Genomic DNA, 24,475 nt, shown 5'->3' on the forward strand with positions numbered 1-24,475 from the left:
GAGCCTCCGTGGCTGTTTTCGCTGTGCGTTTCTTCGCGTCGCGTCGGTCGGGCTGCGGATAGCTAACGCCCTCCACAACACCACGTCAACACTTTGTTGAAATTACGCGAAGGTAAAAAGCCGTCGCCCGATGCTCCGGACGACGGCCTTCCGTGGCCTTCCACGGCCTTCGCTCACCTACGGCTCAACTACTCGCCTTTGGCGGCATTTTCCCTGTTCAGGTAGTTGTAGACAGTGAAGCGGCTGACCCCCAGCGCGCCCGCCACCGTCTCCACACCGTGCCGTACGGAGAAGGCGCCGCGTGCCTCCAGGGTCCGCACCACCGACTGCTTGGCCTTGCGGTCCAGCTCGGCGAGCGGCATGCCGTGCCGGCGCTCCATGGCGGCCAGGATGTGGTCGAGCGATTCCGAGAGCTGGGGCAGCCGGACGGCTATGACGTCCTCGCCCTCCCAGGCCAGCACGACGTCGTCGGCCTGCGCCTGCTCTGGCCCGAGCAGCTCGGCGCCCATGGCGTCGACGAGCGGCTTGACCGCGGCAACGAGGGGGTGGTCCGCCGGTTCGGTCACTTCGAGCCCTCCCCGATGACGTTGACCTGGAGCGACACCCGGGTGGCACCCGATGCCAGGGCTCTGCGCAGCAGGGAGTCCACCGCGCTGAGCACCTCGTCGGCGCCGCCCTCCGCCGTATTGCCGAAAGGGCCGACGTCCACGGCGTCCAGGTCGGCCGTCTGGATGACCTCGCGGGCCACGACCGCGTGGGCGGGCGCCTCGTCGAGATCGAAGGGCTCGGTGGTGAACTCCACTCTCAAGCGCACTATGCCTCCCTCATGCGTTCGCCACGTCTGTGTGAACCCGCGGCTCGGGCCCGACCCTAACGGACGGGCGCCGGGGCCGTCGGGTGATGGTTTCGCCCTGATCGCCGACCGGGCTCGCGCTCCGGTACGGGAGCACGCAGACGGCCACCGGGGCGGGGAAGGCGTCACCGGTGAGGGTCAGGGCGCCGCTCCGGGCGTCGACCCGGAAGGCCGTCACCGTGCTCGACCTCTGGTTGGCCGCGAAGAGCAGCTTCCCGTCCGGCGAGAAGGCGATCTGCCGGGGGAAATCGCCGCCGACGGGCACGGTGTCGAGCAGCCGCAGTACGGCCCCGTCGTCCTCGACGGCGTATCGCGTCAGGCTGTTGTGGCCCCGGTTGGCGAGGTAGGCGAAGCGACCGTCGCCGGTGACCAGGAACTGTGCGGGATAGCTGGTGCCGGCGCCGGTGCCGGTGGGCTGCGGGGCGCCCGGGGAGAGGGTGCCGGTGGCCGGGTCGTAACCGCAGACGACCGCGGTGTTGTCGACCTCGCAGGCCAGGTAGGCGAAGCGGCCGCCCGGGTGAAATGTGATGTGCCGTGGTCCGGCCCCGGGGCGCAGGGCCGCGTACGACACCTGGTCGAGCGAGCCGCGGTTCTCGTCGAGCCGGTATGTGTACACGGCGTCGTTGCCCAGGTCCACGGCGAGGATGTGGTTGCCGTCGGGGGTGGTGATGATCTGGTGGGCGTGCGGCCCGTCCTGGCCGGGGCCGGGCGGCGGTGCGGTGTGGGCGACCAGATCCGTGCGCTCCCCCAGCGAGCCGTCGTCCCGGATGGGGTGCACCGCGACGCTGCCGGAGGTGTAGTTCGCGGTGAGCAGCCACCTTCCCGTGGGGTGGACGGAGAGGTGGGTGGGCCCCGCCCCGCCCGTGCTGCGGGTCCCCAGCACCCGGTGGCTGCCGTCCGGGGACAGGGCGACGGCCGTCACCCCGCCCCGGTCCTGCTCGTCGACCGCGTAGACGGTGGCGCCCGAGGGGTGCATGGCCAGGTACGAGGGGTTGTCGACGCCGGCGATCACGGGGCCGGCGGAGATCGCGCCGGTGGTGGAGTCGTACGAGGCCGTGCCTATTCCCTTACCGCCGCCCTCGGCCGAGGTGTACGTACCGAGCAGCAGCTGCCGGGTGGTGCGCGAGCGTGAACCGACCGTGGGCACGGAGTCCGGCGCGGGCCCCGATGGCCGGGGAGAGCCGGGCAGGGCGGGGGCCACGGACAGGGCGGCACCGGCGAACAGGGCTCCGAGGACGGCGCGCCGGCTGGTGGCGTGGTTCATGCGAGGCACCTCGTGTGGGGGTCGAGTGCGGGTGTCGAGGGGGAGTCGAGTCGGCTGCATCGGAATGCACCAGCCACCCTGGCCCGCCCCGCACCCCATCGGCAACCGGCGCAATTCCGGTTGCACCTTGCACAACCCGCACGAAGGCACTCGGCCCGAATTCCGGGCACCCCCTTGACAGCTCCCCCAGCTCCGGGCAATCTTCCGTTACGTAGAAACTAACTTCCGCAATACGGAAGGAGCGCCGAAACCCTCATGGGCTATCCGGACCAGCGCTTCGATGTGAACCTTTCGATCCTCTTCACGGAACTCCCGCTCCTGGAGCGCCCCGCGGCCGCCGCCGCGGCCGGCTTCACCGCGGTCGAGCTGTGGTGGCCGTGGATCGAGACCCCCACTCCCCCGCAGGCCGAGCTCGACGCCCTCAAGAAGGCGCTCGATGACGCAGGCACCCAGTTGGTGGGGCTTAACTTTTACGCCGGACAGCTGCCCGGCCCCGACCGCGGCGCCCTCTCCGTGCCCGGCTCGGAGTCGGGCCGCTTCCGCGCCAATATCGAGGTGGCGGCCGGTTTTGCCGCCTCGGTCGGCTGCAGGGCGCTCAACGCGCTCTACGGCAACCGCATCGACGGCGTGGACCCGGTCGTGCAGGACGAACTCGCCCTGGAGAACCTGGTCGTCGCCGCCCGTGCGGCCGACCGGATCGGGGCGGTGCTGCTGATCGAGACCCTCAACAAGCCGGAATCGCCGCGCTACCCCCTGGTGAGCGCACCGGCCGGGATCGAGATCGTCGACAAGGTCAACGCCGCGACGGGGCTCGGGAACGCGAAGTTCCTGCTGGACCTGTACCACCTGTCGATGAACGGCGAGGACCTCGGCCGGGTCATCACGGCGTACGCCGACAAGACCGGCCACGTCCAGATCGCCGACAACCCGGGACGCGGCGCACCCGGCACCGGCTCGCTCCCGCTGGAGCAGCTCCTCGACGAGCTGACGAAGGCCGGTTACGACGGCTGGGTCGGCCTGGAGTACAAGCCGGGCGACCGGCCGAGCGCCGAGTCCTTCGAGTGGCTCCCGGCCACCGCGCGGGCCGCCCGCTGAGGGCGGCGAACTCCCCCTCGTACACACGCTTATCGGAAGGCACCCTCATGAGCAACAACCTCCCCAAGGTTGCGTGGATCGGGCTCGGCATCATGGGCTCCCCCATGTCCGAGAACCTGATCAAGGCCGGGTACGACGTCACCGGTCACACCCTGGAGCAGGAGAAGATCGACCGGCTGGTCGCGGCCGGCGGTGCGGGCGCGGGCTCGATCGCCGACGCGGTCCGGGACGCCGATGTCGTCATCACGATGGTGCCCGCCTCCCCGCAGGTCGAGGCCATCGCGTACGGCCCCGACGGCATCCTGGAGAACGCGAAGCGCGGCGCGCTGCTGATCGACATGTCATCGATCACACCGCAGACCTCCGTGGACCTCGCGAAGAACGCGAAGGAGAAGGGCATCCGGGTGCTGGACGCCCCGGTGTCCGGCGGTGAGGCCGGTGCGATCGAGGCCGTGCTGTCGATCATGGTCGGCGGCGAGCAGACCGACTTCGACGCGGCGCAGCCGATCCTCCAGGCGCTCGGCAAGACCATTGTGCTGTGCGGCCCGCACGGCTCCGGGCAGACGGTGAAGGCCGCCAACCAGCTGATCGTCGCGGTCAACATCCAGGCGTGCGCCGAGGCGGTCGTCTTCCTGGAGAAGTCCGGCGTCGACCTCGCCGCCGCACTGGACGTGCTCAACGGCGGACTGGCCGGTTCGACGGTCCTGACCCGTAAGAAGGACAACTTCCTGAAGCGGGACTTCGCGCCGGGCTTCCGGATCGACCTGCACCACAAGGACATGGGCATCGTCACGGACGCCGCCCGCAATGTCGGTGCCGCGCTGCCCGTCGGCGCCGTGGTCGCCCAGCTCGTCGCCTCGCTGCGCGCACAGGGCGACGGCGGCCTGGACCACTCGGCCCTGCTGCGCTCGGTCGAGCGCCTGTCGGGGCAGCCCGCCCAGGCCTGACCGGCCCACCCCGACTCGGCCCGGCCCGGCTCGGCTCGGCCCGGCTCGGCTCGGCCCGGCTCGGCTCGGCCCGGCTCGGCCTCCCAAGACTTCCGGATGGCGTCGGCGCTGACACCTGTCCTGTCGCGCCCAGGCGTCGGCGCCGTCCGGAATACCAGACTCCCAATTTCAACAAACTGTTGACGTCGGGTTCGGGGCGTATTTACGCTCCTGGAGCCTCAAGCCGTCGCAGTTCAGCAGCTCCCGTACGGAAGGTCGCCCCGACACCATGACGCAGCGCGTGCTTACGACCGAGTCAGGCGCCCTGGTCGCCGACAACCAGAACTCCGCCACCGCCGGCGTCGGTGGCCCGATCCTCCTCCAGGACCAGCACCTGCTGGAGAAGCTGGCCCGCTTCAACCGGGAGCGCATACCGGAGCGCGTGGTCCACGCCCGCGGCTCCGGCGCGTACGGCTACTTCGAAGTGACCGATGACATCACGGCCTTCACCCGAGCCGGCTTCCTCTCCACGGTCGGCAAGCGCACCGAGACGTTCATCCGCTTCTCGACCGTGGCCGACTCGCTGGGCGGCGCGGACGCCGTACGCGACCCGCGTGGCTTCGCCCTCAAGTTCTATACGGACGAGGGCAATTACGACCTCGTCGGCAACAACACCCCGGTGTTCTTCATCAAGGACCCGGTCAAGTTCCCCGACTTCATCCACTCACAGAAGCGCGATCCGTTCACGGGCCGTCAGGAGCCGGACAACGTCTGGGACTTCTGGGCCCACGCGCCCGAGGCGACGCACCAGGTCACCTGGCTGATGGGCGACCGCGGCATCCCCGCCTCGTACCGCCACATGAACGGCTACGGCTCGCACACCTACCAGTGGACGAACGCCGAAGGCGAGGCCTTCTTCGTCAAGTACCACTTCAAGACGAACCAGGGTGTGCGCTCCCTCTCCAGCGAGCAGGCCGCCGAGCTCGCGGGCAAGGACGGCAACTCGCACCAGACGGACCTGCTGCAGGCCATCGAGCGCGGGGTGAACCCGTCCTGGACGCTGTACGTGCAGGTCATGCCGGCCGCCGAGGCCGCGGACTACCGCTTCAACCCGTTCGACCTGACCAAGGTGTGGCCGCACAGCGACTATCCGCTGCAGCGGGTGGGCCGGCTGGTCCTCGACCGCAACCCGGACAATGTCTTCGCCGAGGTCGAGCAGGCCGCGTTCTCCCCGAACAACTTCGTGCCCGGCATCGGTCCGTCCCCGGACAAGATGCTCCAGGGCCGGCTGTTCGCCTACGCGGACGCGCACCGCTACCGGCTGGGCGTCAACCACACCCACCTCCCGGTGAACGCGCCGCGCACCGCGGTCGTCGACAACTACGGCCGCGACGGGCTGCACGCCACGCGCAACGGTGCCCGCCACGACAAGAACTACGAGCCCAACTCGTACGCGGGCCCCGCCCAGACCGACGCGGCGCTCTCCGCCCCGCTCGCGATCCATGGGTGGACCGGCACCCACGAGGCGCCCGCCCACACCAAGGACGACGACTTCTTCCAGGCGGGCGAGCTGTACCGGCTGATGTCCGAGGACGAGAAGGGCCGCCTGGTCGCCAACATCGCCGGTGGACTGTCCCAGGTGACCCGCGACGATGTGATCGAGAAGAACCTCGCCCACTTCCACGCCGCCGATGCCGACTACGGCAAGCGCGTGGAGGAGGCCGTCCGCGCCCTGCGCGAGGACTGAGCCTCCCTCTGAACCCTGCTCGCGCCGTGTACCCGGATGAGGGGTGTCATGCGGCGCGGGCAGGACGAGGTCGCGGCGGCTGTGCGATGCCAGTGCGGTGGTGTGGGCCCGGTGTGTCCCGTCTCCTGACCTGAAGGAGACGGGGGCTTCCGGCCCGTTCGCCGCCGCCGCGACCCCTGTCTTTTCGCTTCACCACCCGTGCCAGGGCGCGGAGTACGGATACGGTCCCGTACTCCGCGCCCTTCTTGGCCTGTGCGGCGTGCGCGTCGGCCCCGCCCACGGAGCCGGGGACTCTCACCTGGCCAGCAGATCGTTCAGCGCGGACACGGCGGCGAGGGTGCTCGGGTGCTCCTCGCCCAGGACGCTCGCGCGGTCCTCCCGTACCGCGCGCATCGCCTCGATGGCGGCCGCCACGTCCCCGAGCTGCGCGGTGACCAGAGCCCGCCCGTACGACGTCGTGATCACCTCGGCATGGAGGGGATTCCGGTAGCGGGCGAGCCGGTCCGCGTGGAGGGCGTCCAGCTCTGCCAGGGCGGTGACCGGATCACCCAGCTCGGCCTTCAGCATGGCCATGTTGTAGCGGGAGATCATCACCGTGGGGTGATTTGCGCCGTTGACGCGGCGCTGATCCTCGATCAGCGCCGCGTGCAGCGTCAGCGAGCCCTCCGGGTCGCCCAGCTCCCAGGTGTAGCGGGCAATGTTCAGCCGCACCAGCAGCGTGTTGGGATGGTCCTCGCCGCGGATGCGCTCCACGTCCGGCAGGAGGGCGCGGTAGCCGCTGAGGGCCTCCTGCCGTCGCCCGGCCTCTCCCAGGAACTTGCAGATGTTCATCCGGCTGAAGACGACCTGCGGGTGGTCCTCCCCGAACACGGCCAGACGGTCGTGCAGCAGCCCGTCATGGAGGGCCAGCGCCTGCAGGGGCCGTCCGAGGGCGCCGTGCCAGTACGCGATGTAGTGGCGGCTCTCCAGCACGTCCTGATCCGTCGGGCCGAGCACCCTCTGCTGGTCCTCCAGCAACTCCTCGTGCAGCCGCAACCCCTCCGTCATGTCCCCGCCCCGGCCGGTCCAGTACGCGATGTGATGCCGGGTGGCCAGGGTGCGCCGGTCGTCAGGGCCCAGGACACGCATCTGATCGGCCAGCACGGCCCGGTGCAGCTCCACCGCCGTGTGGAAGTCGCCGGTCTCACCGGTCGCGTACGCGATCCGGTGCCGGGTCTCCAGCACGTCCGGCGCGTCCTCCGCGAGGACGCGCCGCTGATCCTCCAGCAGCTCCTGGTGCAGCTCCCGGGAACGCCGGTAGGAACCGGCCTTACCCGTCCAGTAGGCGGCCCGCTCCCGTGCGCGGAGCGGAATCGGGGTGTCCGCGCCGAGGCGCTCCCCCAGCCGCCGGGCCCAGGCCGTCCACCGGTCGCGGTTGACCGTGGGCTCGGCAGCGGCGCGCTGCTCCAGGGCGGCAAGCAACCGCTCGTACCGAGACGGGTCGCGGAGCGCCGCCTGCCACAGGTGCTCCGGCTCGGCTTGTTCCGCGTAGGCGTGCAGCGGGTCGTCGGGCATGTGCTGATCCATGGGAGCCATGATCTCCAACGCCCGGCACAGCGCGCGATGGCCGGAAACCACGTCGAGCATCTCGGACAGGTACTCGACCAGGGTCTGGTGGTGCACTCCGAGGAGTTCGGTTCCCTCGGGATGGTGCGCCCGTACGATCAGGCCCGGCAACAGGTCCAGGACCTGACCGAGCGTGTCCTCGTCGGCCGGACCGCCCAGGTCCCCGGCCGCCCGGGCCAGCAGGGCGCGGGGCAGCTCGGCGCCGAGCCCGGAGGCCGCGAGCACGGCGAGAACGGCATCGACCCACTCCCTGCGCCCGTCCGGCGCCGCGTCCCGGGCCGGCAGGAGCACCCCCGCGTAGAGCTCGTCGTACGACACGCTGCCGGTGTGCGCCAGGGGGCCGAAGTCCGCGAGCAAGCGGGTGATCTCCCAGTTCCCGGCCGCCTGACGCAGAATCTCCCGCCGGGCGTCCGCGGAGTGACTGTGGGCCGTCAGGTAGGCGCTGAGCTGCCGTTCCCCCGCCGCCGGCAGGACCGGCTCGCGGTGCCAGTCGTCCGGCAGGCGCACCCCGTCCCGACTGGTGACCACCAGGCCGAACCACGAGGGTGCCGAGTCGCTCAGCGTGGCCAGCTCGCGCATGACACCGACGCGGTTCGTGGGATGGACTTGGTCGAGTCCGTCCACGATCACGCGGACCGGCTCGCGCGGCTCCATCAGGCCGAGCGGGCCGGCGACACCGAACTCGGCGGTACGCAGCGAGCCCTGGTCGTCCGCGGACGCCTGCGCCCTGTATGCCTTCTCGGCTTCCGGGAACCCCGGCAGGTACAGGCGCAGCTGACCGGCGAGCTGTGTCATGGAGAGGCCGGAGGTCCAGGCGGAGTCCGAGAGACGGATGACCGCGCAGATCGCCGGAGCACCCTGCTCCGGGAGCAGTTCGGTGCGGCACAGCGCGGCGGCGAGCGTCGTCTTGCCCGTACCCATGGCACCGAGTACGACCACGACCCGGTGCCGGCGGACCGACGCGGTGAACCGCGTCAGCTCGTCAGGGGCCTGGAAGTACTGGAGTCCGGGGACGAGTTCCTTGGCGGCACGCGTGCCTGCCAGCACGCTCAGGGACGCGTTGTGCGCGACGTTGTGGGCGATCCAGGTGCCGTACGGGTCGCCGGAGGCACTTGCGCCGCCGTCGTACGAGACCGACTGCGGGTCCTGCTTCACCAGCTGCGGATCCACCAGCCGGCGCACCGGACCGGTGTACAGCTTCCCGCCCAGCCGGATGTCCCCTTGTCTGATCAGCCTGTTGAGAGCGACCGAGAACTGCAGACCGTATGCCGGCCGTCCGTCCGCCGACGAGAGGATCTCGACCCTTCGGCCCGTCTGCATGGCGGACCGGAACCAGGTGCTCGCGCCGGCGAGTACCGCGTAGCCCGACATGCACGCGTCGACTATGACGGTGAGTTCCCGGACGCCGCCGTGACGCTCCGCCAGCGTGCGCAGTACCTGGGGAAGCTGCAAAGCCGTCTCCGGGCCGGGGACGGCCGGGGTGGAGCGTACGGGGAAGAGGAATTCGCCTTCCCTGCCGGCATGCCCGTGACCGACGAAGCCGACCACCAGGGAATCTCCGGACGCCGAGGCTCCGGCGAAGGCCTCGGTGAGTGCGGCGGTCACCTCGTCGACCGTCCCGGGATCGGTCAGCAGGCCGTCCCCCCATGCCGGCACGCACCCGCCGCGCAGTGGGTCCAGAAGCAGAGTCCCGAGCTCGGTGGCGCACGGTTCCAGCAGATCCAGCCTGCTCTCGGGCTTCTCCTCGCGGACTTCCCAGTGTGAAGCGATCACCAATGCCTTGCGTTCATCTGCCACCTGCTCATTATCGATACCGGAACATCCAGTAACCAGTCGCCCGGACACATGAGTTGAGGAACTGGCCGCAGCTGCCATTCGTCTTGGCGATGGAGTGCCGGCGCGTACGTGGGCAACACGGACGCGGAACTGACAGGAGACACATGGCTGAGCTTGTCATGGTGCACGGCATCGGTCCCGAGGACGAGACCGAGGAGCAGCTGAGGACGGACTGGGTGCGCGCCCTGACGCGCACCCTGCGTGACAACGGCCGTCAGGAGCAGGCCGACAGACTCGACGAAGGCTCGACGTCGGTCGCCATGGCCCATTACCGCGGCCTCTTCGCGCCCTACGTACCGCAGGACGACTGGGACGTGCCGTTCCCCGAACAGATGGCGCTCACCAGCGAGGCGGTCGGCGAAAACATCATGGACAACATCCACCGGCATGCCTCGGACCCGGCGGACAGCGCCGAAGCCGCCCGTGAACTGAGCGAGCTGCGCGCGGAGGTCGGCCCCGAGCAGGGTCCGTACGCCCCGGTCCGGCTGGTCGTCGCGATGCTGGGGCGGCTCGGCCCGATCGCTCGCTCCGGTTTCGCCGCGCTCAGCAGCACCGGTGTATTCCACCTGGGTCAGGTGGCCGCATATCTTGACGACGAGTCGGTACGCGAACGGGCGATCGAGTCCGTGCTGTCCCGGGTGACGGGGGAAACCAAGGCGGTGCTCGCGCACTCGCTCGGCACCGTCGTCGCCTATGAGGCCCTGCACAGGCTCGACCAGCCGTTGCCACTGCTCGTCACCTTCGGCTCGCCGCTGGGCCTGCGCTCGATCATCCGTGAACGGCTGCGCCCGCAACCGCTGAGGACGCCGGACCAGCTCAAGCGCTGGGTGAACATCGCCGACCGCGACGACTACATCGTCTCCACCCTTCGGCTGAGGACCCTGTTCCCCGATACCGATGACGTACTGGAGCGCACGCACATGGTGAAGAACGCCAACGGCAATCCCCATGCCGCGCTGGAGTACCTCAAGCACTGGGAGACGGTGGCGCCTCTCGCGCAGGTGCTCTGACCACTCCCGGGACACCGTGGTCCTCGCCCCGGCTCCGGGGCGAGCACCACAGCCCGGCCGGCGAATCGTCAGGACGCGGCGAGCGGGCGGATCGCGGTCGGTGCGTGGGCGGCCTCCGTCGCGATGTCCTCGAACTCGTTGACGGACGCGATATCCGTACCGCTCATCGCAATGTTCGTCACACGCTCCAGAATCGCCTCGACCACCACCGGCACCCGGAACTCCGCAGCCAGCTTCTTCGCCTCCTCGAAGGCCGGCAGCAGCTGGTCCGGCTCGGTGACGCGGATCGCTTTGCAGCCCAGGCCCTCGACGACCTTGACGTGGTCGACGCCGTAGACGCCGATCTCCGGCGAGTTGAGGTTCTCGAACTCCAGGTTGACCTGGAAGTCGATGTCGAAGTTGCGCTGCGCCTGGCGGATCAGCCCCAGATAGGAGTTGTTCACCAGGACATGGACGTACGGGATGCGGTGCTGCGCACCGACAGCCAGCTCCTCCAGCATGAACTGGAAGTCGTAGTCGCCGGAGAGCGCGACGACGGAGCCGTCCGGGTCTGCCGTGGCGACGCCCAGCGCGGCCGGGATGGTCCAGCCGAGCGGGCCCGCCTGGCCGCAGTTGATCCAGTGGCGCGGCCGGTAGACGTGCAGCATCTGCGCACCGGCGATCTGGGAGAGGCCGATCGTGGTGACGTACCGGGTCTCGGGGCCGAAGGCCCGGTTCATCTCCTCGTACACCCGCTGCGGCTTCAGCGGCACGTTGTCGAAGTGCGTGCGGCGCTGCAGCGTGGCCCGGCGCTCCTGGGTGGACGCGGCCCACTCCGAGCGGTCCTTGAGCTTTCCGGCGGCCTTCAGCTCGCGCGCCACCTCGACGAACAGTTCCAGCGCGGCCTTGGCGTCGGAGGCGATGCCGAGGTCGGGGGCGAAGATCTTGCCGAGCTGGGTGGGCTCGATGTCCACATGGACGAAGGTGCGGCCCCGGGTGTAGACGTCCAGCTTGCCGGTGTGGCGGTTGGCCCAGCGGTTGCCGATGCCGAGGACGAAGTCGGACTCCAGGAAGTTCGCGTTGCCGTAGCGGTGCGAGGTCTGCAGGCCGACCATGCCCGCGTTCAGCGCGTGGTCGTCGGCGATGATGCCCCAGCCCATCAGGGTCGGGACGACCGGGACGCCAATCGACTCGGCGAATTCCACCAGGAGTCCGGACGCGTCGGCGTTGATGATGCCGCCGCCCGCGACGAGCAGCGGACGCTCGGAGGCGTTCAGCATCTCCAGGGCCCGCTCGATCTGCTTGCGGGTCGCGGCGGGCTTGTGCACCGGCAGCGGCTCGTACAGTTCGGGGTCGAACTCGATCTCGGTGAGCTGGACATCGATGGGCAGGTCAATGAGGACCGGGCCGGGCCGGCCGGTGCGCATCAGATGGAAGGCCTGCTGGAAGACGCCCGGGACCTGGGCGGCTTCGAGGACGGTCGTCGCGGCCTTGGTGACGGGCGCCGCGATCGAGGCGATGTCGACCGCCTGGAAGTCCTCCTTGTGGAGCACGGCGGTCGGGGCCTGTCCGGTGATGCAGAGGATCGGGATCGAGTCGGCGATGGCGGAGTAGAGGCCAGTGATCATGTCGGTGCCGGCCGGTCCCGACGTGCCGATGCAGACACCGATGTTGCCCGGGCGTGCCCGGGTGTAGCCCTCCGCCATGTGGGAGGCGCCCTCGACGTGGCGGGCGAGCGTGTGATGAACCCCGCCGGAGGCCTTGAGGGCCGCGTAGAAGGGGTTGATCGCCGCGCCCGGCACACCGAACGCGTTGCTGACGCCTTCGCGCTTGAGGATCTCAACTGCCGCTCGGGCAGCGGTCATTCGAGGCATTGAGTGCTCCTGCTCGGACCTGGTGGAGTCGGGCTCTGTCGCGCCACCTGAGAGCACCAATTCCGCATTACGGAAACTTGATTCTGGTATACGGAAGTCAATCTAAAGTGCGGCCGGGCGACCGTCAAGAGAGCGAGCGTGGGGCGGCCGATGCGCGCACCGGTCCACGAAGTACGCCAAGTCACTCCCCACGACCTCGCTCTTGGTGGACCATGGGGGTACGGAGCGGAGTCGGCCCGTATCGGTCGGCGCCGGCGCGTTCCGGTGCGTCGAGGTGGCCCCGTCGCCGGGGCACACACCGGGGCCGGAGGGAGTTCATGGTGGAGTCGGTGCCGGTACGCTGCCCGGCCTGCCGCCGCGACCATGCGTACAGCACCCCGGTCTATCCCTGCCCGTGCGGTGCGCCGACCGCCCCACCCGTGCTGCGCGGCGCCCCGGTCGTACCCATCACGCACCGCACCTGGAACGACGACTGGGTGACGGTGCGCTGTCGCACCTGCGGGCGCCACGACCAGTGGCCTCAGCCGGAGCTGTGCTGCCCGTGCGGGACGGTGCTGCGGATACCGGTCCGGCCGGTGACGGAGACCGACGGCACCGCCGACGGGGCCCGGCCCGGCCGGCCGGCCCACATTCCGCTGCCGCGTACGGCGCCGCCGCCCCGGCCGGTGTTCCAGCCCCTGCCGATCCGTACCGCACGCGACGCGGTCGCGAGCGCCGCCCTGTATCTGAAGTGGCTGGGCTACCGCGATGTCGTACAGCCGGCGGAGCATTCCCCCGCGCGGATCGATCTGCGGGCCACCGGGCTGATCGCCCAGGTCGACGCGGTCACCCGCCCGACCACCCTGCGCGACGTCGAGTGCCTCTGGCTGAACGCGCTGAGCGCGTCCGTCACGAGCGTGTTCTTCTCGCTCGCGGGGTACACGCAGGACGCCGAAGCGCGCGCGGACGGCCTCGGCATCCCGCTCTTCCGCATGGACCTCACGGGAACGCCGCAGCCGGTCAACAGCCCCGCGGACGAGCTGATCAGCACCGGCGCCTGACGCCGCCCCCATGTGCCGGTCGGTCTGCGCCCTGTCCGGACCGCCATACTGGCCGTATGCGTATCCGTACCGCCCGCCGCTCCGATCTTCCGCTGCTTCAGGACATCGAGCGCGCCGCCGGCGAACCGTTCCGCGCGCTCGGTATGTCCGCCATCGCGGACGACGACCCTCCGCCGCTCGACCTGCTGGACGACTACCGCCGGGCCGGGCGCGCCTGGGTGGCCGCGGACGCCGACGACCGCCCGGTCGGCTACCTGATCGCCGACCCGGTCGACGACGCGGCCCACATCGAACAGGTCTCCGTCCATCCGTCCGCCGCACGGCGCGGTCTGGGCAGCACGCTCATCGACCACCTCGCCGGGTGGGCGCGCGAGCGGCAGCTGGGCGCGCTCACGCTGACGACCTTCTCCCACGTCCCGTGGAACGCTCCGTACTACGCCCGTCTGGGCTTCCGCACCCTCACTGACGCCGAACTCACCGACGGGCTGCGGAAGATCAGGGCGGAGGAGGCGGAACACGGCCTGGACCGCTGGCCGAGGGTCTGCATGCGGCGCGAAATCCCGCATGCCGGACACGACCCGCACCTCAGCGGAACCGACCGACAACAGTGAGTGCAATCGGTCACGTTCGAGCCGGGGGCCACAAATGTTCGGTCGGTTGTCAGTGGCGGGCCTTAAGGTAGGGCACATGGTTTTAACTCCACGGCATACACCACCTGTCGACCCGCCGCACACGACCCGACCGACGCCCGCGTCCGCCGCCGAGGCGAATGAGGCGATACGGGCCCTGGTCGACGCGCGTGCCGGACAGGACTGGTCCTCCGTGGAGTCCGCCGCCTACGAGGTGCTGCTGATCGAATGGGCGGCCGCGACCCGGGACGTTGCCGGCGACATCATCGAGGCCGCCTGACAACGCCCGGGGTGATCCGGTCCTACTGGCCGTAGCCCTCCCGCAGTTCGATCTTCCGGACCTTCCCGCTGACCGTCATCGGGAAGGTCTCCAGGATCTGCAGCCGTCGCGGGATCTTGTAGTGCGCCAGCTGTTCGCGGCAGTAGCCCGTCACCTCGTCCAGGTTCGGCGGGTTCGCCGGGTCCTTCGGGATGACGCAGGCCAGGATCTCCTCGCCGTAGGTGTCGTCCGGTACGCCCACCACCTGCACATCCGCGATCTTCGGGTGGCTGTAGAGGAACTCCTCGATCTCCCGCGGATACACGTTCTCACCGCCGCGGATGATCATGTCCTTGATCCGGCCGACGATCTGTACGTAGCCGTCCTCCCGCATCACCGCAAGGTCCCCGGTGTGCATCCAGCGCCCCGCGTCGATCGCTTCCGCGGTGCGCTCGGGCTGCTCCCAGTAGCCGAGCATCACGCTGTAGCCGCGGGTGCGGAGTTCGCCCGCCGCACCGCGCTCCAGGGTCACCCCGGTCACCGGGTCGACGACCTTGACCTCGATGTGCGGCATGACGCGGCCGACGGTGCCGGTGCGGCGCTCCAGGTCGTCGTCGCGGCGGGTCTGGGTGGAGACCGGCGAGGTCTCCGTCATGCCGTAGCAGATGGACACCTCGTCCATGTGCATCTCGGCGACGACCCGCTTCATCACCTCGACCGGGCAGGGCGATCCGGCCATGATGCCGGTGCGCAGCGAGGAGAGGTCGTACGAGGCGAAGTCGGGGAGGTTCAGCTCCGCGATGAACATGGTGGGGACGCCGTAGAGCGAGGTGCACCGCTCCTGTTGAACGGCGGCGAGCACGGCGGCGGCCTCGAAGGCGGGGGCCGGGATCACGATGCAGGCGCCGTGCGAGGTGATGCCGAGATTGCCCATGACCATGCCGAAGCAGTGGTAGAAGGGGACGGGCAGACAGACCCGGTCCTGTTCGGTGTAGGCGACCAGCTCCCCCACGAAGTAGCCGTTGTTGAGGATGTTGTGGTGGGAGAGGGTGGCGCCCTTGGGGAAGCCGGTGGTGCCGGAGGTGTACTGGATGTTGATCGGGTCGTCGCAGGACAACTCGGCTTCCCTGGCAGCGAGTTGCTTGGCCGTGACGGATCCGGAAACGGCCAGCAGCTCGTCCCAGGACGGGTCGCCGATGTAGTGCACGGCGCGCAGGGCGGGGCAGCCCGCGCGGACCCGGTCGACCAGGGCGCGGTAGTCACTGGTGCGGTGCGAGAGCGAGGAGACCAGGAGTGAGATCCCGGCCTGCTTCAGCACGTACTCCAGCTCGTGCGCCCGGTAGGCCGGGTTGATGTTGACCATGACGGCGCCGATGCGGGCGGTGGCGTACTGCACGAGCACCCACTCGGGGCAGTTGATCGCCCAGATCCCGACCCGGTCCCCCTTGGCCACCCCCGAAGCCATCAGCGCGCGGGCCAACTCGTCGACCGCCGTGCCGAATTCGGCATACGTCCAGCGTCGCCCCGATGCGACGTCGACGAGCGCCTCGCGCTCACCGAACGCCTCGACCGCGCGGTCGAGATTGCGTCCGATGGTGTCGCCGAGCAGCGCCGTGGTGCCGGTGCCGTGCGCGTAGGACAACTCGCTCATCGCAGATCCCCCTCGTCGTACTCGGTGCCGGTGCCCCGGGCCGTGCGCTCCCGCAGCTCGATGCGGCGGATCTTGCCGGAGACGGTCTTGGGCAGCTCGGCGAACTCCAGCCGGCGGACCCGCTTGTACGGGGCGAGGACCGCCCGGGAGTGCTCGAAAAGCACCTTCGCCGTGTCCGGGCCGGGCTCCCAGCCCTCCGCGAGCACGACGTACGCCTTCGGAACGGCGAGCCGTACCGGATCGGGGGCCGGGACGACGGCGGCCTCGGCGACCGCTTCGTGCTCCAGCAGTGCGCTCTCCAGCTCGAACGGCGAGATCTTGTAGTCGGATGCCTTGAAGACGTCGTCGGCGCGGCCGACATAGGTGATGTAGCCGTCCTCGTCGCGGGAGCCGATGTCACCGGTGCGGTAGTAGCCGCCCGCCATGGCCTCGGCGGTCCGGTCGGGGTCGCCGTGGTAGCCGGTCATCAGACCCACCGGGCGTTCCGACAGATCGAGGGAGATCTCGCCCTCGGCCGCACCGGGCTCGCCGGTGACCGGGTCGAGGAGCTCGACCTTGAAGCCGGGGCTGGGCCGTCCCATCGAACCGGCCTTCAGCAGCTGGCCAGGGGTGTTGGCGACCTGGACTGCGGTCTCGGTCTGGCCGAAGCCGTCCCGGATGGTGACGCCCCAGGTGCGCCGCACCGTCTCGATGACCTCCGGGTTCAGCGGCTCACCGGCCGCGACGACCTCACGCGGCGGAGTCTTCAGCTGGGAGAGGTCGGCCTGGATCAGCATCCGCCAGACGGTGGGCGGGGCGCAGAAGCTGGTGACGCCCGAGCGGTCCATCTCGGCCATCAGACGGCCCGCGTCGAAGCGCGTGTAGTTGAAGATGAAGACGGTCGCCTCGGCGCTCCAGGGCGCGAAGAGATTCGACCAGGCGTGCTTGGCCCAGCCGGGCGAGGAGATGTTGAGGTGGACGTCCCCGGGCTTCAGGCCGATCCAGTACATCGTCGACAAGTGGCCCACGGGGTAGGAGACATGGGTGTGCTCGACGAGCTTGGGGCTGGCGGTCGTACCGGAGGTGAAGTAGAGCATCAGCGGCTCGTCGGCGTCGGTCTCCCGGTCCGCCCCGAAGGTCTCCGGCTGGTCGTCGGCGCCGGTGTACGACAGCCAGCCGGGTACGTCCGCGCCGACCGAGATCCGGGTGTAATCGCCGGGCACCTCGTCGAACTTGGCGGTGTCGGTGTCCCGCACCAGGACGTGCCGGACCCGGCCGCGTTCCACCCGGTCGCGCAGATCGACCGGCCCGAGGAGCGGGGTGGCGGGGATGACGACGGCGCGCAGCTTCATCGCGGCGAGCGCCGTCTCCCACAGCTCGACCTGGTTGCCGAGCATGACGAGGATCCGGTCCCCGGCCCGTACCCCCTGGGCCCGCAGCCAGTTCGCGGCCTGGTTGGAGCGGGAGGACATCCGGGCGAAGGACACCTCGATGCGGCCGCCGTCCTCCTCCACGATGTGCAGGGCGGTGCGGTCGTTGTTCTCGGCGATGGCGTCGAACCAGTCGAGTGCCCAGTTGAAATGGTCGGTCCGGGGCCAGCGGAAGCCCTCGTAGGCCGCGTGGTAGTCCTCGCGGTGCTGCAGCAGAAAGTCCCGGGCGGCCCGGAACGTTTCCGTCGCGCTGATTGCCGACATGTGCCCTCCTCATTGCGGACCGGACCGGTCGCTTAACATCATGTAAACAGTGACCCAGGTCTCACCACCCCCGAACGGGGGTGCAAGCAAGCGGGGCTGCCGAGCCTCCGGAGCCGGGCAGAGAGGCGTCATCGTGCCTGAATCCGTCGATGTGGTCGAGATGCAGGCAGCGCTGTTGCGGCTGCGCCGGACAAGCGGGCTGCCCGTGGCCTTCGGCGGGCTGCTCTCGGATGCCCGGCATGCCCGGATCGCCGAGCTGAACGGGGCGCAGACCACGGCCTTGCGCGGTCTTGTCATCTCGGCCGGCAGCGGGCTCGGCGGCAAGTCGATCGCCCTGTCCCGGCCGTGTGCGGTGACCGACTACCGCTCCTCGCGCCACATCAGTCACGAGTACGACATGGCGGTGGCGGCGGAGGGCCTGCGCTCGGTGGTCGCGGTGCCCGTCGTCGTACGGCGCAAGGTGCGCGGCGTCCTGTACGGGGCGCTGCGCGAACCGGTCACGCTCGGGGACCGTACATTCGACGCGGCGGTCGCCGCTGCCCGCGATGTGGAACAGGCCCTGGTCGTACGGGACGAGGTGCAGCAGCTCCTGGCCGTGACCCGGGAACAGGTCACGGACCCGAGGGCCGCGCCGGAGGCGTGGGAGGACGTCCGCGAGGCCCATCGCGAGCTGCGCGCCCTGGTCACGAAGGTCGTCGACCCGGCGCTGCGCGACGAGTTGCTCTCGGTGTGCGAGCGGCTCGCCTCGGCGGCCGGGGCCCGTACGCCGAGGCCTTGCGGGGTGCACCTGGCGCCGCGCGAGGTGGACGTGCTGGCCTGTGTGGCGGCGGGGACGACGAACGCGCTGGCAGCGGAGCGGCTGGGGCTGCGGCCGGAGACGGTGAAGGGGTATCTGCGTTCGGCGATGCGCAAGCTGGGTGCGCACACACGTCTGGAGGCGGTGGTGGCGGCACGGCGGGCGGGACTGCTGCCGTAACGCGACGGCGGGAGCTCACCGTTCGAAGTCGACGAACGTCGCGAACCGGATGTCGTATCCGTTCGCGTCGGTGACCGCCGTCGTCATGGTGGAGAGCATCCGTACGGCCTCTTCCGTGACGGCGTCGCGATCGGCCCGGCTCAGCCTGCCGAGCGGCTGCACGGTGAGAGTCGTCGCCCCGGAACCGGCACCGGCACCGGAACCTGTCCCGGTGCCGTCGCCGAGCCGCCAGACCGCCGCGAGGAATCCGTCGACCAGCACCGTGCCGTATGTCTGATTGCCGTTCCCGTTGCGCCCCCGGTACTGCGGCGGAATGACACGCGTACGGTCCGCATGGCCGAGCAGCACATTGTCGAACTCGGGCAGGAAGCGCGGCGGGGCGGGGGTGTCCTCGTCGGGGCGCGGGGCCTCCGGCAGGTCGAAGAGCTCGACGCCGTTCTCGTCCCGGAAGGTGAGGAGCCGCGGCCGCAGCCGCTCGAAGACCTCCCGCAGCCGGGTCAGTCCGGCCCACGTCTGCATGTCCTGCACGGAGGCAGGCCCGAAGGCGCCGAGATAACGCAGCACGGTGGCATCGGGTGCGGGGACCGGCTCCGACGGGCGGCCGAGCCAGTGTTCGGCGGTGGTCAGCGCGACGCGGCCGCTCTTTCCCCACACCCCGCGCGGGGTGACCTGGACCAGTGGCAGCAGACAGCGGGCGGCCACGCCCAGCGCCGGCGGGTCGGCGTCGGGCCACTGGGCGAGCAGCGCCTCGCGGATCTCCTTGGGGGTGCGGGGCCGGTCCTCGACGAGCTCCCTGCCGAGCGCCCCGAGCCGGTCCAGGTCCACCCCGACGAGCCCCTTGCGGAACGTCTTGAGTTCCCGGTCGCGCGCCGCCTGGACGAGCGGGCGCAGGGTGAGCGCGTCGGCGGCGGTGTGCAGGTGGATGGTGGAGCGCATGGTGACGATACGGACCACCTCGCGGGACTCCATCAGCCCCGCGAGTTCGGCCGGGCCGAAGCCGTCGAGGCGGGCGAAGAGCTGGTAGTACGGCGGCTTGGTGTTCTGCGCCTGGAGGCCGACCAGATGCCCGACGGCGTCCTTCGCGGACATCGCGGTCCGGCGCAGCAACAGCTGACGTTCCAGCGTGGCGCGGCCCAGCGCGCGCGGGGAGAGCGCGGCGGGTGCGGCGGGGTTCTTCTTCGCGGCCATGGACGGCACGCTACGCGGACTTGCGGACACCTTCGGTCCTCATCGGGTGCCGCGCTCCGATCCGTACGCTCCGCCATGCCGCCGCCCCGCAGGACCCCGGATCGTGGGCCCGCCGCCCGCATCATGGGTTGGTGATCAGTGTCCTGTTCGCCATCCTGACCGCGATCAGCAACGGCGCCGCCTCCGTTCTCCAGCGCCGCGCCGCCCGCACCGTCCCCGACAGCGAGGCGATGCGTCTGTCGCTGATCGGGCATCTGCTGCGCCAACGGCTGTGGCTCGCCGGGATCGGCCTGGTGATCGTCGCAGCCGTCTGCCAGGCCGTGGCGCTGGCCACCGGACCGATCGCCCTGGTCCAGCCGATCTTTGTGATCGAACTGCCGGCCACCCTGCTGATGGCCGGGTTCGCCATGCGGGTCCGGCTCCCCCGGCAGCTCTGGTACGCGGTGGCGGCCATGACCCTGGGGCTGGCCCTGGGCATGGCCTCCGCGGCCCCGGGCGGCGGCAGCACGTCCGTGCGGGGAGCGGCCTGGATCACGGCGCTGATCCTGACCGGAATCGTCGAGGCCGCACTGATCGGCGCGGCCCTGAGCACGCGCGGCAATCCCCGGGGCGCACTGCTCGGCCTCGCCGCCGCGTGCGGGTACGCGCTCACGGCGGCGCTCATGAAGGACGCCATGGCACGGCTCGAAGGGGGCGGCGGAGTGGTGGCGCTCTTGACGTCCTGGCAGCTGTACGCCACCGCCGCGGCCGGAGTGGGTGCGCTGTTCCTCCTCCAGAACGCCCTCCAGGCGGGCATGCTGGTCGCCGTCCAGCCGCCGCTGACCCTCGGTGACGCGCTGATCAGTGTCCTGTACGGGGTGACATTGTTCGGCGAGGATCTGCGCACCGGGTGGTGGGTACTGCCCGAGCTGGTCGCGCTCGCCCTGATCACGATGGGCTGCATCGAGCTGGCGCGCTCCCCGCTTGCGTCCGGAACCGCGCCCCCGCCCGCACGCAAGCTCAGGTGAGCCGGTGCTGCCCTGCCGGAAGCCCGCGCCCCGGCCCGGGGCGAATTCCCGCGATCGGGTCGCGCCGCCCGGCCGCGCAGGGCTATTCTCCGGTCGAGCCATGTGTGGCAAACGGGCAAGGGGCCCGGTTCTTTCTTGGGGGTTGGTGTGGTTTCTGGTCGAGTGGTGCGGTTCGACGGCACACGGGGTTATGGCTTCATCTCACCCGATCACGGCGGTGAGGATGTGTTTCTCCATGTGAACGACATGTTGATCCCGGAGTCCTACGTACATACGGGGACAGCGGTCGAGTTCGAGATCGAGGACGGTGACCGCGGGCTGAAGGCGTCGTCCGTCCGGCTGGCCGAGGGTCCTGACGGGAAGCCGCTGACCCCTCCGAGGCCCGTTGCGGTCAACGTTTCCGGGTCGGCGGACGACGACACCTTGTGCGATGTGCTCAGTGCAGCCGAGTACACCAAGGAGGTGACCGACATCCTGCTGGAGTCGGCACCGTCGCTGACGGGGGCTCAGATCCTCCAGGTCCGGAGCGGGTTGCTGCAGTTCGCCAAGAACCACGGCTGGACCGAGGGCTGACGGGGGCGGCCCGCAACCGTCCCGCCTTGCTGTAGTGCCAGGGGCCCGTCCGGTCATGACCCGCCGGACGGGCCCCTGGCTCGTTCACACACTCGGCTCCCGCACCACCAGCGGGGTGCCGAGCACCTGGTGTCCGCCGCTGGCCATCATGCGCACCTCTCCCCGGTCGCTGATCTCCGCGCGCACGATTCCGGTCTCGTCCTCGTAGATCGGGTATCCACCGGCCCCCGACTGCGCCGTACGCCGGACGATCACCGTGTCGTCCTCCACGGCGGACGCCTGAAATACCAACTGGTAGCTCTCCGGGTAATCCATGGCGGTACTCCCGATACGGATGGGGCAGGGCATGCTCCGCCTGCATCTTCCATCGTCCCCCGGACGGGCCTGCCGCGCCCGGGCAGCGGCCCACGGCTGCGGGCTCATACCCTGGCCACTTATCCTGAACTCATACGGGCGGTTCGACGGCACTCGGGCGCATACCGAAGATATGCCCCCTTTCTCCCAGGTCGTGTGTGCGGCATGCACGACCGGGATCCCCGAAACACGGGAAGGGACACACCATGAAGGATGCCGATATGGGAGACGACGTCTACCAGCCCCAACAGCCTGAGGCCTCCGACCTGACCGAGCAGCTCGACATCGAGGACACCCTGGACAACCGGGCGGGGCTGACCGACCTGCTCGACGAGGGCTACTCGCCGCCCGAGCGGCCGTGGGCGGTGGAGGACCAGGGCACCACAGCCGCCGAACAGCACAGCGGCGAGCCGCTGGAGAACCGTCTGGCACGGGAACTGCCCGAGATCACCGAAGCCGCCGGCGACGATCTGGGGGATCTGTCCGGCGGTGATGGCGAACTCTGGGACGCGGAGGTCGGCACGGTACGCGCCGGCCGCCTCACCCGGCAGCTGGACATCAACGAGCCGGACACCCTGGCGGCCGAGGACGTCGGGATCGACGGAGCGGCAGCATCGGCCGAGGAGGCCGCCATGCATGTCGTCCCGGACAGCCGTGCGTGAGGAGGCGCTTCTTCCTCCTGCATCGACACCGGGAAGCCATCGACACGGGGAAGTCTTTACTTCCACTTTACTACGATGTGACATCTCACCGGCGGCGCTCCGTCCATGACCTCGGAGGTAATCGACGCCTTCCGCGCCATCGGACATCGTGTTCCTCACGAGCACACGGGAGCCCGGCCCCAGGGGCCGGGACGCGAGGAGAGGACAGCACGATGACCGCACACGAGGACGCCGTTCAGCGCTACTTCGTCGCCTGGAACGCGGCCACCCCCGAGGAACTGGAGAAGGCTGTCGCGGCCGCCTTCACCGAGACCGCCACCTACACCGACCCGCTGGCCGACGTGCGTGGCCACGAGGGGCTCGCGGCCACGATCAGCGGGGCCCATCAGCAGTTCCCCGGCTTCGAGTTCCGGCTGACCGGCACCCCGGACGGGCACCATGACATCGTCCGCTTCAGCTGGGACCTGGTCTCCACCGCGGACGGCTCGGCGCCCGTCGCCGGGTCGGACGTGCTCACCCTCGCCGACGACGGACGCATCACTTCGGTCAGCGGCTTCCTCGACCGGGTGCCCGGAGCCTGAGCCGAGGGCAGGAGGCGGCCGGTACCCGAGCTCCGCCGGCCCGATGCCGAGGTGGCCGTCGCTACGGTCGACGGTCTCGAACAGCCGGTTGGCGGGGCGCGGGAGTCCGTAGTGGCCACGCAGGGTCGTCCTCGGTGGGATTGTCCTCGGGCAGTTACACGTCGAGATCGAGGTCGTCGGGCGCGATCTTCAGCCCCTCGGCAAGCTGACGATTGGCGTACTCGGGGACGATGCGGTTCTCCAGCTCGGCATCCAACTCCCGTGCCTGCGCCTCGGTTTCGCCGATCACGGGCACGATGCCGGGGAGGATCTTGATGCCTTCCGGGTCGCGGCCGATGACTTCGGCGCGCTGCTTGACGTCCTTGTAGAAGGCGATGCCCTTCTCCAGGGTCTGCTGCGCGGTGAACACCGCCTCCGTGTAGCGCGCCACGAACTCCTTCCCGTCCTCGCCGGACCCGGCCTGCACGAGCAAGAGGTCTCCCTGCGGCGGGCGTTGTACGTTGAGCGCCCCCTCGACGCGGAAGAACTCACCGCTGTGTCCGATGCGCCGGAGACGCCCGGCGAGGGCATGGACTCCGCGTTCCTTGTCGGCGATGACGGCGCCGTCCGCCCAGCTGTCCCAGAGCTTGGTGGACCCTGGACATGCGTGCGCCTGTCGGGTGCTGCCCGCGTATTGCGGTGTCGTGGCGGGCGTACGGCGCCGCCCCGAGGCCGGCGCCGGACCGCCCCGCCGTCAGGCCGGCTCGTCGAGGAACTTCCCGCCCTCCAGAAGGGTTTTGAGCGACGAGAGGATCATGGCCCAGCCGCCGCTGACGCCCTCCAGCATCTTGCTGTCCGGGCTGTCGAACCCGTCGTGGGTGATCGTCAGCTTGATGCCCATCTCGGGCTCCTCGGCCGGCTCGATGTCGAAGGTGACCTTCGACCGCTCCCGGACGGCCTTGTCCCACTCCTCGTCCGAGGCGAAGTCGAACATCTGGCGGTGCATGGGCTGCAGGGTGTGCCAGGTGTACGAGAGCCGCTTGCCGGGCTCCGCCTCCAGGACCCGCTGGCCGACCTCCTCGAACTCGCCGTCCGGGTCCATCTTCCAGCGGACCGGCGCGCCGGTCTTCCAGGTCGACTCGGGGCCGTAGCCGCCCATGTAGATCTTGATGAACTCGGGGTCGGTCAGCGCCTGATAGAGCTTCTCGGCGGTGGTCTGGATGTAGATGACGTAGACGAACTCGGGCTTGTCCATGACCGTTCCTTCCAGGGTCTGCTTGAGGTGGGACAGCGCGGTCAGGCGGTGGCGTTCGTACCGGCCGATCCAGCGGTCGGCGACCTCCTGGAGGGGCACCGGGTTGAGGTAGTGCAGCTTCTCCCGGCCCTGGCGCACGGCGGTGACCAGCAGCGCCGATTCCAGCACCGCCAGGTGTTTGCTCACCGCCTGCCGGCTCATGTCCAGGCCCTCGCCCAGCTCGCGCAGGGTCTGGCCACCCCGCGCGTTGAGCCGGTCGAGGAGTTCCCTGCGGCTCGGATCGGCGAGCGCCTTGAATATCGGGTCCATCGCCGCCATCACGGTCACCATCGCCTGTTCGTGTTCGCTGCCCCCTTCCACCATAGGCAACCTTCTGGTTGCATGTCGCGCGGAGCGGCCCGGTACCGGCCCGAAGGCACCCCCACCGCGCCTCCGCGCTCCTCTCCCCCATCGCTTCCA

The 24,475-nt window shown here is 70.0% G+C and carries 23 protein-coding genes; 12 read left to right on the forward strand and 11 right to left on the reverse strand.

The features are described from left to right. Positions 1–188: 188 nt before the first annotated feature. The 3 genes from ACGFU7_RS21095 to ACGFU7_RS21105 are packed head-to-tail and all read right to left on the reverse strand — an operon-like array spanning position 189 to position 2,117. Complete coding sequence (locus ACGFU7_RS21095; protein ID WP_382943913.1) at positions 189–566, reverse strand: helix-turn-helix domain-containing protein; 378 nt, start codon at positions 564–566, stop codon at positions 189–191. Beyond that, entirely contained in the window at positions 563–814 is a 252-nt protein-coding gene (locus ACGFU7_RS21100) for a hypothetical protein (RefSeq protein WP_393697526.1), read from the reverse strand. The genes ACGFU7_RS21095 and ACGFU7_RS21100 overlap by 4 nt, the downstream gene beginning before the upstream one ends. A gap of 10 nt (positions 815–824) precedes the next feature. After that, positions 825–2,117, reverse strand: a complete 1,293-nt coding sequence (locus tag ACGFU7_RS21105; protein WP_393697527.1) for a lactonase family protein — start codon at positions 2,115–2,117, stop codon at positions 825–827. Positions 2,118–2,372: 255 nt separating this feature from the next. On the opposite strand from ACGFU7_RS21105, the gene ACGFU7_RS21110 reads away from it, so the two are divergent. The 3 genes from ACGFU7_RS21110 (at position 2,373) to ACGFU7_RS21120 (ending at position 5,885) form a co-directional block, all read left to right on the forward strand. Further along, positions 2,373–3,212, forward strand: coding sequence for a TIM barrel protein (locus ACGFU7_RS21110; RefSeq protein WP_393697528.1), 840 nt, complete (start codon positions 2,373–2,375; stop codon positions 3,210–3,212). 47 nt (positions 3,213–3,259) lie between these two features. Next, positions 3,260–4,159, forward strand: coding sequence for a 2-hydroxy-3-oxopropionate reductase (locus ACGFU7_RS21115; protein WP_393697529.1), 900 nt, complete (start codon positions 3,260–3,262; stop codon positions 4,157–4,159). 268 nt (positions 4,160–4,427) lie between these two features. Further along, positions 4,428–5,885, forward strand: a complete 1,458-nt coding sequence (locus ACGFU7_RS21120) for a catalase (RefSeq protein ID WP_393697530.1) — start codon at positions 4,428–4,430, stop codon at positions 5,883–5,885. A gap of 294 nt (positions 5,886–6,179) precedes the next feature. On the opposite strand, the gene ACGFU7_RS21125 is transcribed toward ACGFU7_RS21120, so the two are convergent. Next, the gene (locus ACGFU7_RS21125) at positions 6,180–9,287 is read right to left on the reverse strand and encodes a tetratricopeptide repeat protein (RefSeq protein ID WP_393697531.1); all 3,108 of its coding nucleotides are present in this window, start codon (positions 9,285–9,287) and stop codon (positions 6,180–6,182) included. Positions 9,288–9,430: 143 nt separating this feature from the next. Between ACGFU7_RS21125 and ACGFU7_RS21130 the strand changes: the two genes are divergently transcribed. Then, positions 9,431–10,336 carry a hypothetical protein gene (locus ACGFU7_RS21130; protein WP_393697532.1) on the forward strand — a complete coding sequence of 302 codons (906 nt, stop codon included), beginning with the start codon at positions 9,431–9,433 and terminating at the stop codon, positions 10,334–10,336. A gap of 68 nt (positions 10,337–10,404) precedes the next feature. Here ACGFU7_RS21130 and gcl read toward each other — a convergent pair whose 3' ends face one another. Further along, on the reverse strand, positions 10,405–12,180 hold the full coding sequence (gene gcl, locus ACGFU7_RS21135) for a glyoxylate carboligase (protein WP_393697533.1): 1,776 nt from the start codon (positions 12,178–12,180) through the stop codon (positions 10,405–10,407). Positions 12,181–12,509: 329 nt separating this feature from the next. Between gcl and ACGFU7_RS21140 the strand changes: the two genes are divergently transcribed. The 3 genes from ACGFU7_RS21140 to ACGFU7_RS21150 all read left to right on the forward strand — a co-directional run bounded on the left by ACGFU7_RS21140 (position 12,510) and on the right by ACGFU7_RS21150 (position 14,138). Continuing rightward, entirely contained in the window at positions 12,510–13,229 is a 720-nt protein-coding gene (locus ACGFU7_RS21140; protein WP_393697616.1) for a hypothetical protein, read from the forward strand. Positions 13,230–13,285: 56 nt separating this feature from the next. Next, positions 13,286–13,840, forward strand: a complete 555-nt coding sequence (locus ACGFU7_RS21145) for a GNAT family N-acetyltransferase (protein ID WP_393697534.1) — start codon at positions 13,286–13,288, stop codon at positions 13,838–13,840. Between the two features lie 76 nt (positions 13,841–13,916). After that, entirely contained in the window at positions 13,917–14,138 is a 222-nt protein-coding gene (locus ACGFU7_RS21150; RefSeq protein WP_393697535.1) for a hypothetical protein, read from the forward strand. Positions 14,139–14,160: 22 nt separating this feature from the next. On the opposite strand, the gene ACGFU7_RS21155 is transcribed toward ACGFU7_RS21150, so the two are convergent. Further along, positions 14,161–15,768, reverse strand: a complete 1,608-nt coding sequence (locus tag ACGFU7_RS21155) for an AMP-binding protein (RefSeq protein ID WP_393697536.1) — start codon at positions 15,766–15,768, stop codon at positions 14,161–14,163. Continuing rightward, positions 15,765–17,441, reverse strand: coding sequence for an AMP-binding protein (locus tag ACGFU7_RS21160; protein WP_393697537.1), 1,677 nt, complete (start codon positions 17,439–17,441; stop codon positions 15,765–15,767). The genes ACGFU7_RS21155 and ACGFU7_RS21160 overlap by 4 nt, the downstream gene beginning before the upstream one ends. 133 nt (positions 17,442–17,574) lie before the next feature. Here ACGFU7_RS21160 and ACGFU7_RS21165 point away from each other — a divergent pair, with 133 nt between their 5' ends. Continuing rightward, positions 17,575–18,417 (forward strand): response regulator transcription factor, encoded by an 843-nt coding sequence (locus tag ACGFU7_RS21165; protein ID WP_393697538.1) that lies wholly within the window; start codon positions 17,575–17,577, stop codon positions 18,415–18,417. A gap of 15 nt (positions 18,418–18,432) precedes the next feature. Here ACGFU7_RS21165 and ACGFU7_RS21170 read toward each other — a convergent pair whose 3' ends face one another. Next, a complete protein-coding gene (locus tag ACGFU7_RS21170; protein WP_393697539.1) occupies positions 18,433–19,605 on the reverse strand; it encodes a winged helix DNA-binding domain-containing protein in 1,173 nt (390 codons plus the stop codon). Positions 19,606–19,736: 131 nt separating this feature from the next. On the opposite strand from ACGFU7_RS21170, the gene ACGFU7_RS21175 reads away from it, so the two are divergent. Continuing rightward, positions 19,737–20,612: a DMT family transporter gene (locus ACGFU7_RS21175; protein ID WP_393697540.1), complete on the forward strand. Its 876-nt coding sequence runs from the start codon at positions 19,737–19,739 to the stop codon at positions 20,610–20,612. Between the two features lie 147 nt (positions 20,613–20,759). Next, positions 20,760–21,185 carry a cold-shock protein gene (locus tag ACGFU7_RS21180; RefSeq protein WP_393697541.1) on the forward strand — a complete coding sequence of 142 codons (426 nt, stop codon included), beginning with the start codon at positions 20,760–20,762 and terminating at the stop codon, positions 21,183–21,185. An 84-nt stretch (positions 21,186–21,269) separates the two neighbouring features. On the opposite strand, the gene ACGFU7_RS21185 is transcribed toward ACGFU7_RS21180, so the two are convergent. Beyond that, positions 21,270–21,500, reverse strand: coding sequence for a DUF6296 family protein (locus ACGFU7_RS21185; RefSeq protein WP_393697542.1), 231 nt, complete (start codon positions 21,498–21,500; stop codon positions 21,270–21,272). 245 nt (positions 21,501–21,745) lie between these two features. On the opposite strand from ACGFU7_RS21185, the gene ACGFU7_RS21190 reads away from it, so the two are divergent. Together ACGFU7_RS21190 and ACGFU7_RS21195 are read left to right on the forward strand one after the other, a co-directional pair. After that, the gene (locus ACGFU7_RS21190; protein ID WP_393697543.1) at positions 21,746–22,201 is read left to right on the forward strand and encodes a DUF5709 domain-containing protein; all 456 of its coding nucleotides are present in this window, start codon (positions 21,746–21,748) and stop codon (positions 22,199–22,201) included. A 212-nt stretch (positions 22,202–22,413) separates the two neighbouring features. Beyond that, positions 22,414–22,782: a nuclear transport factor 2 family protein gene (locus ACGFU7_RS21195; RefSeq protein ID WP_393697544.1), complete on the forward strand. Its 369-nt coding sequence runs from the start codon at positions 22,414–22,416 to the stop codon at positions 22,780–22,782. 154 nt (positions 22,783–22,936) lie between these two features. On the opposite strand, the gene ACGFU7_RS21200 is transcribed toward ACGFU7_RS21195, so the two are convergent. Continuing rightward, a complete protein-coding gene (locus ACGFU7_RS21200; RefSeq protein WP_393697617.1) occupies positions 22,937–23,377 on the reverse strand; it encodes an LLM class flavin-dependent oxidoreductase in 441 nt (146 codons plus the stop codon). A gap of 138 nt (positions 23,378–23,515) precedes the next feature. Next, the gene (locus ACGFU7_RS21205) at positions 23,516–24,325 is read right to left on the reverse strand and encodes an ArsR/SmtB family transcription factor (RefSeq protein ID WP_393697618.1); all 810 of its coding nucleotides are present in this window, start codon (positions 24,323–24,325) and stop codon (positions 23,516–23,518) included. Positions 24,326–24,475 lie beyond the last annotated feature (150 nt).

It is taken from the genome of Streptomyces sp. NPDC048473 (assembly GCF_043200155.1).
Lineage (GTDB): Bacteria > Actinomycetota > Actinomycetes > Streptomycetales > Streptomycetaceae > Streptomyces.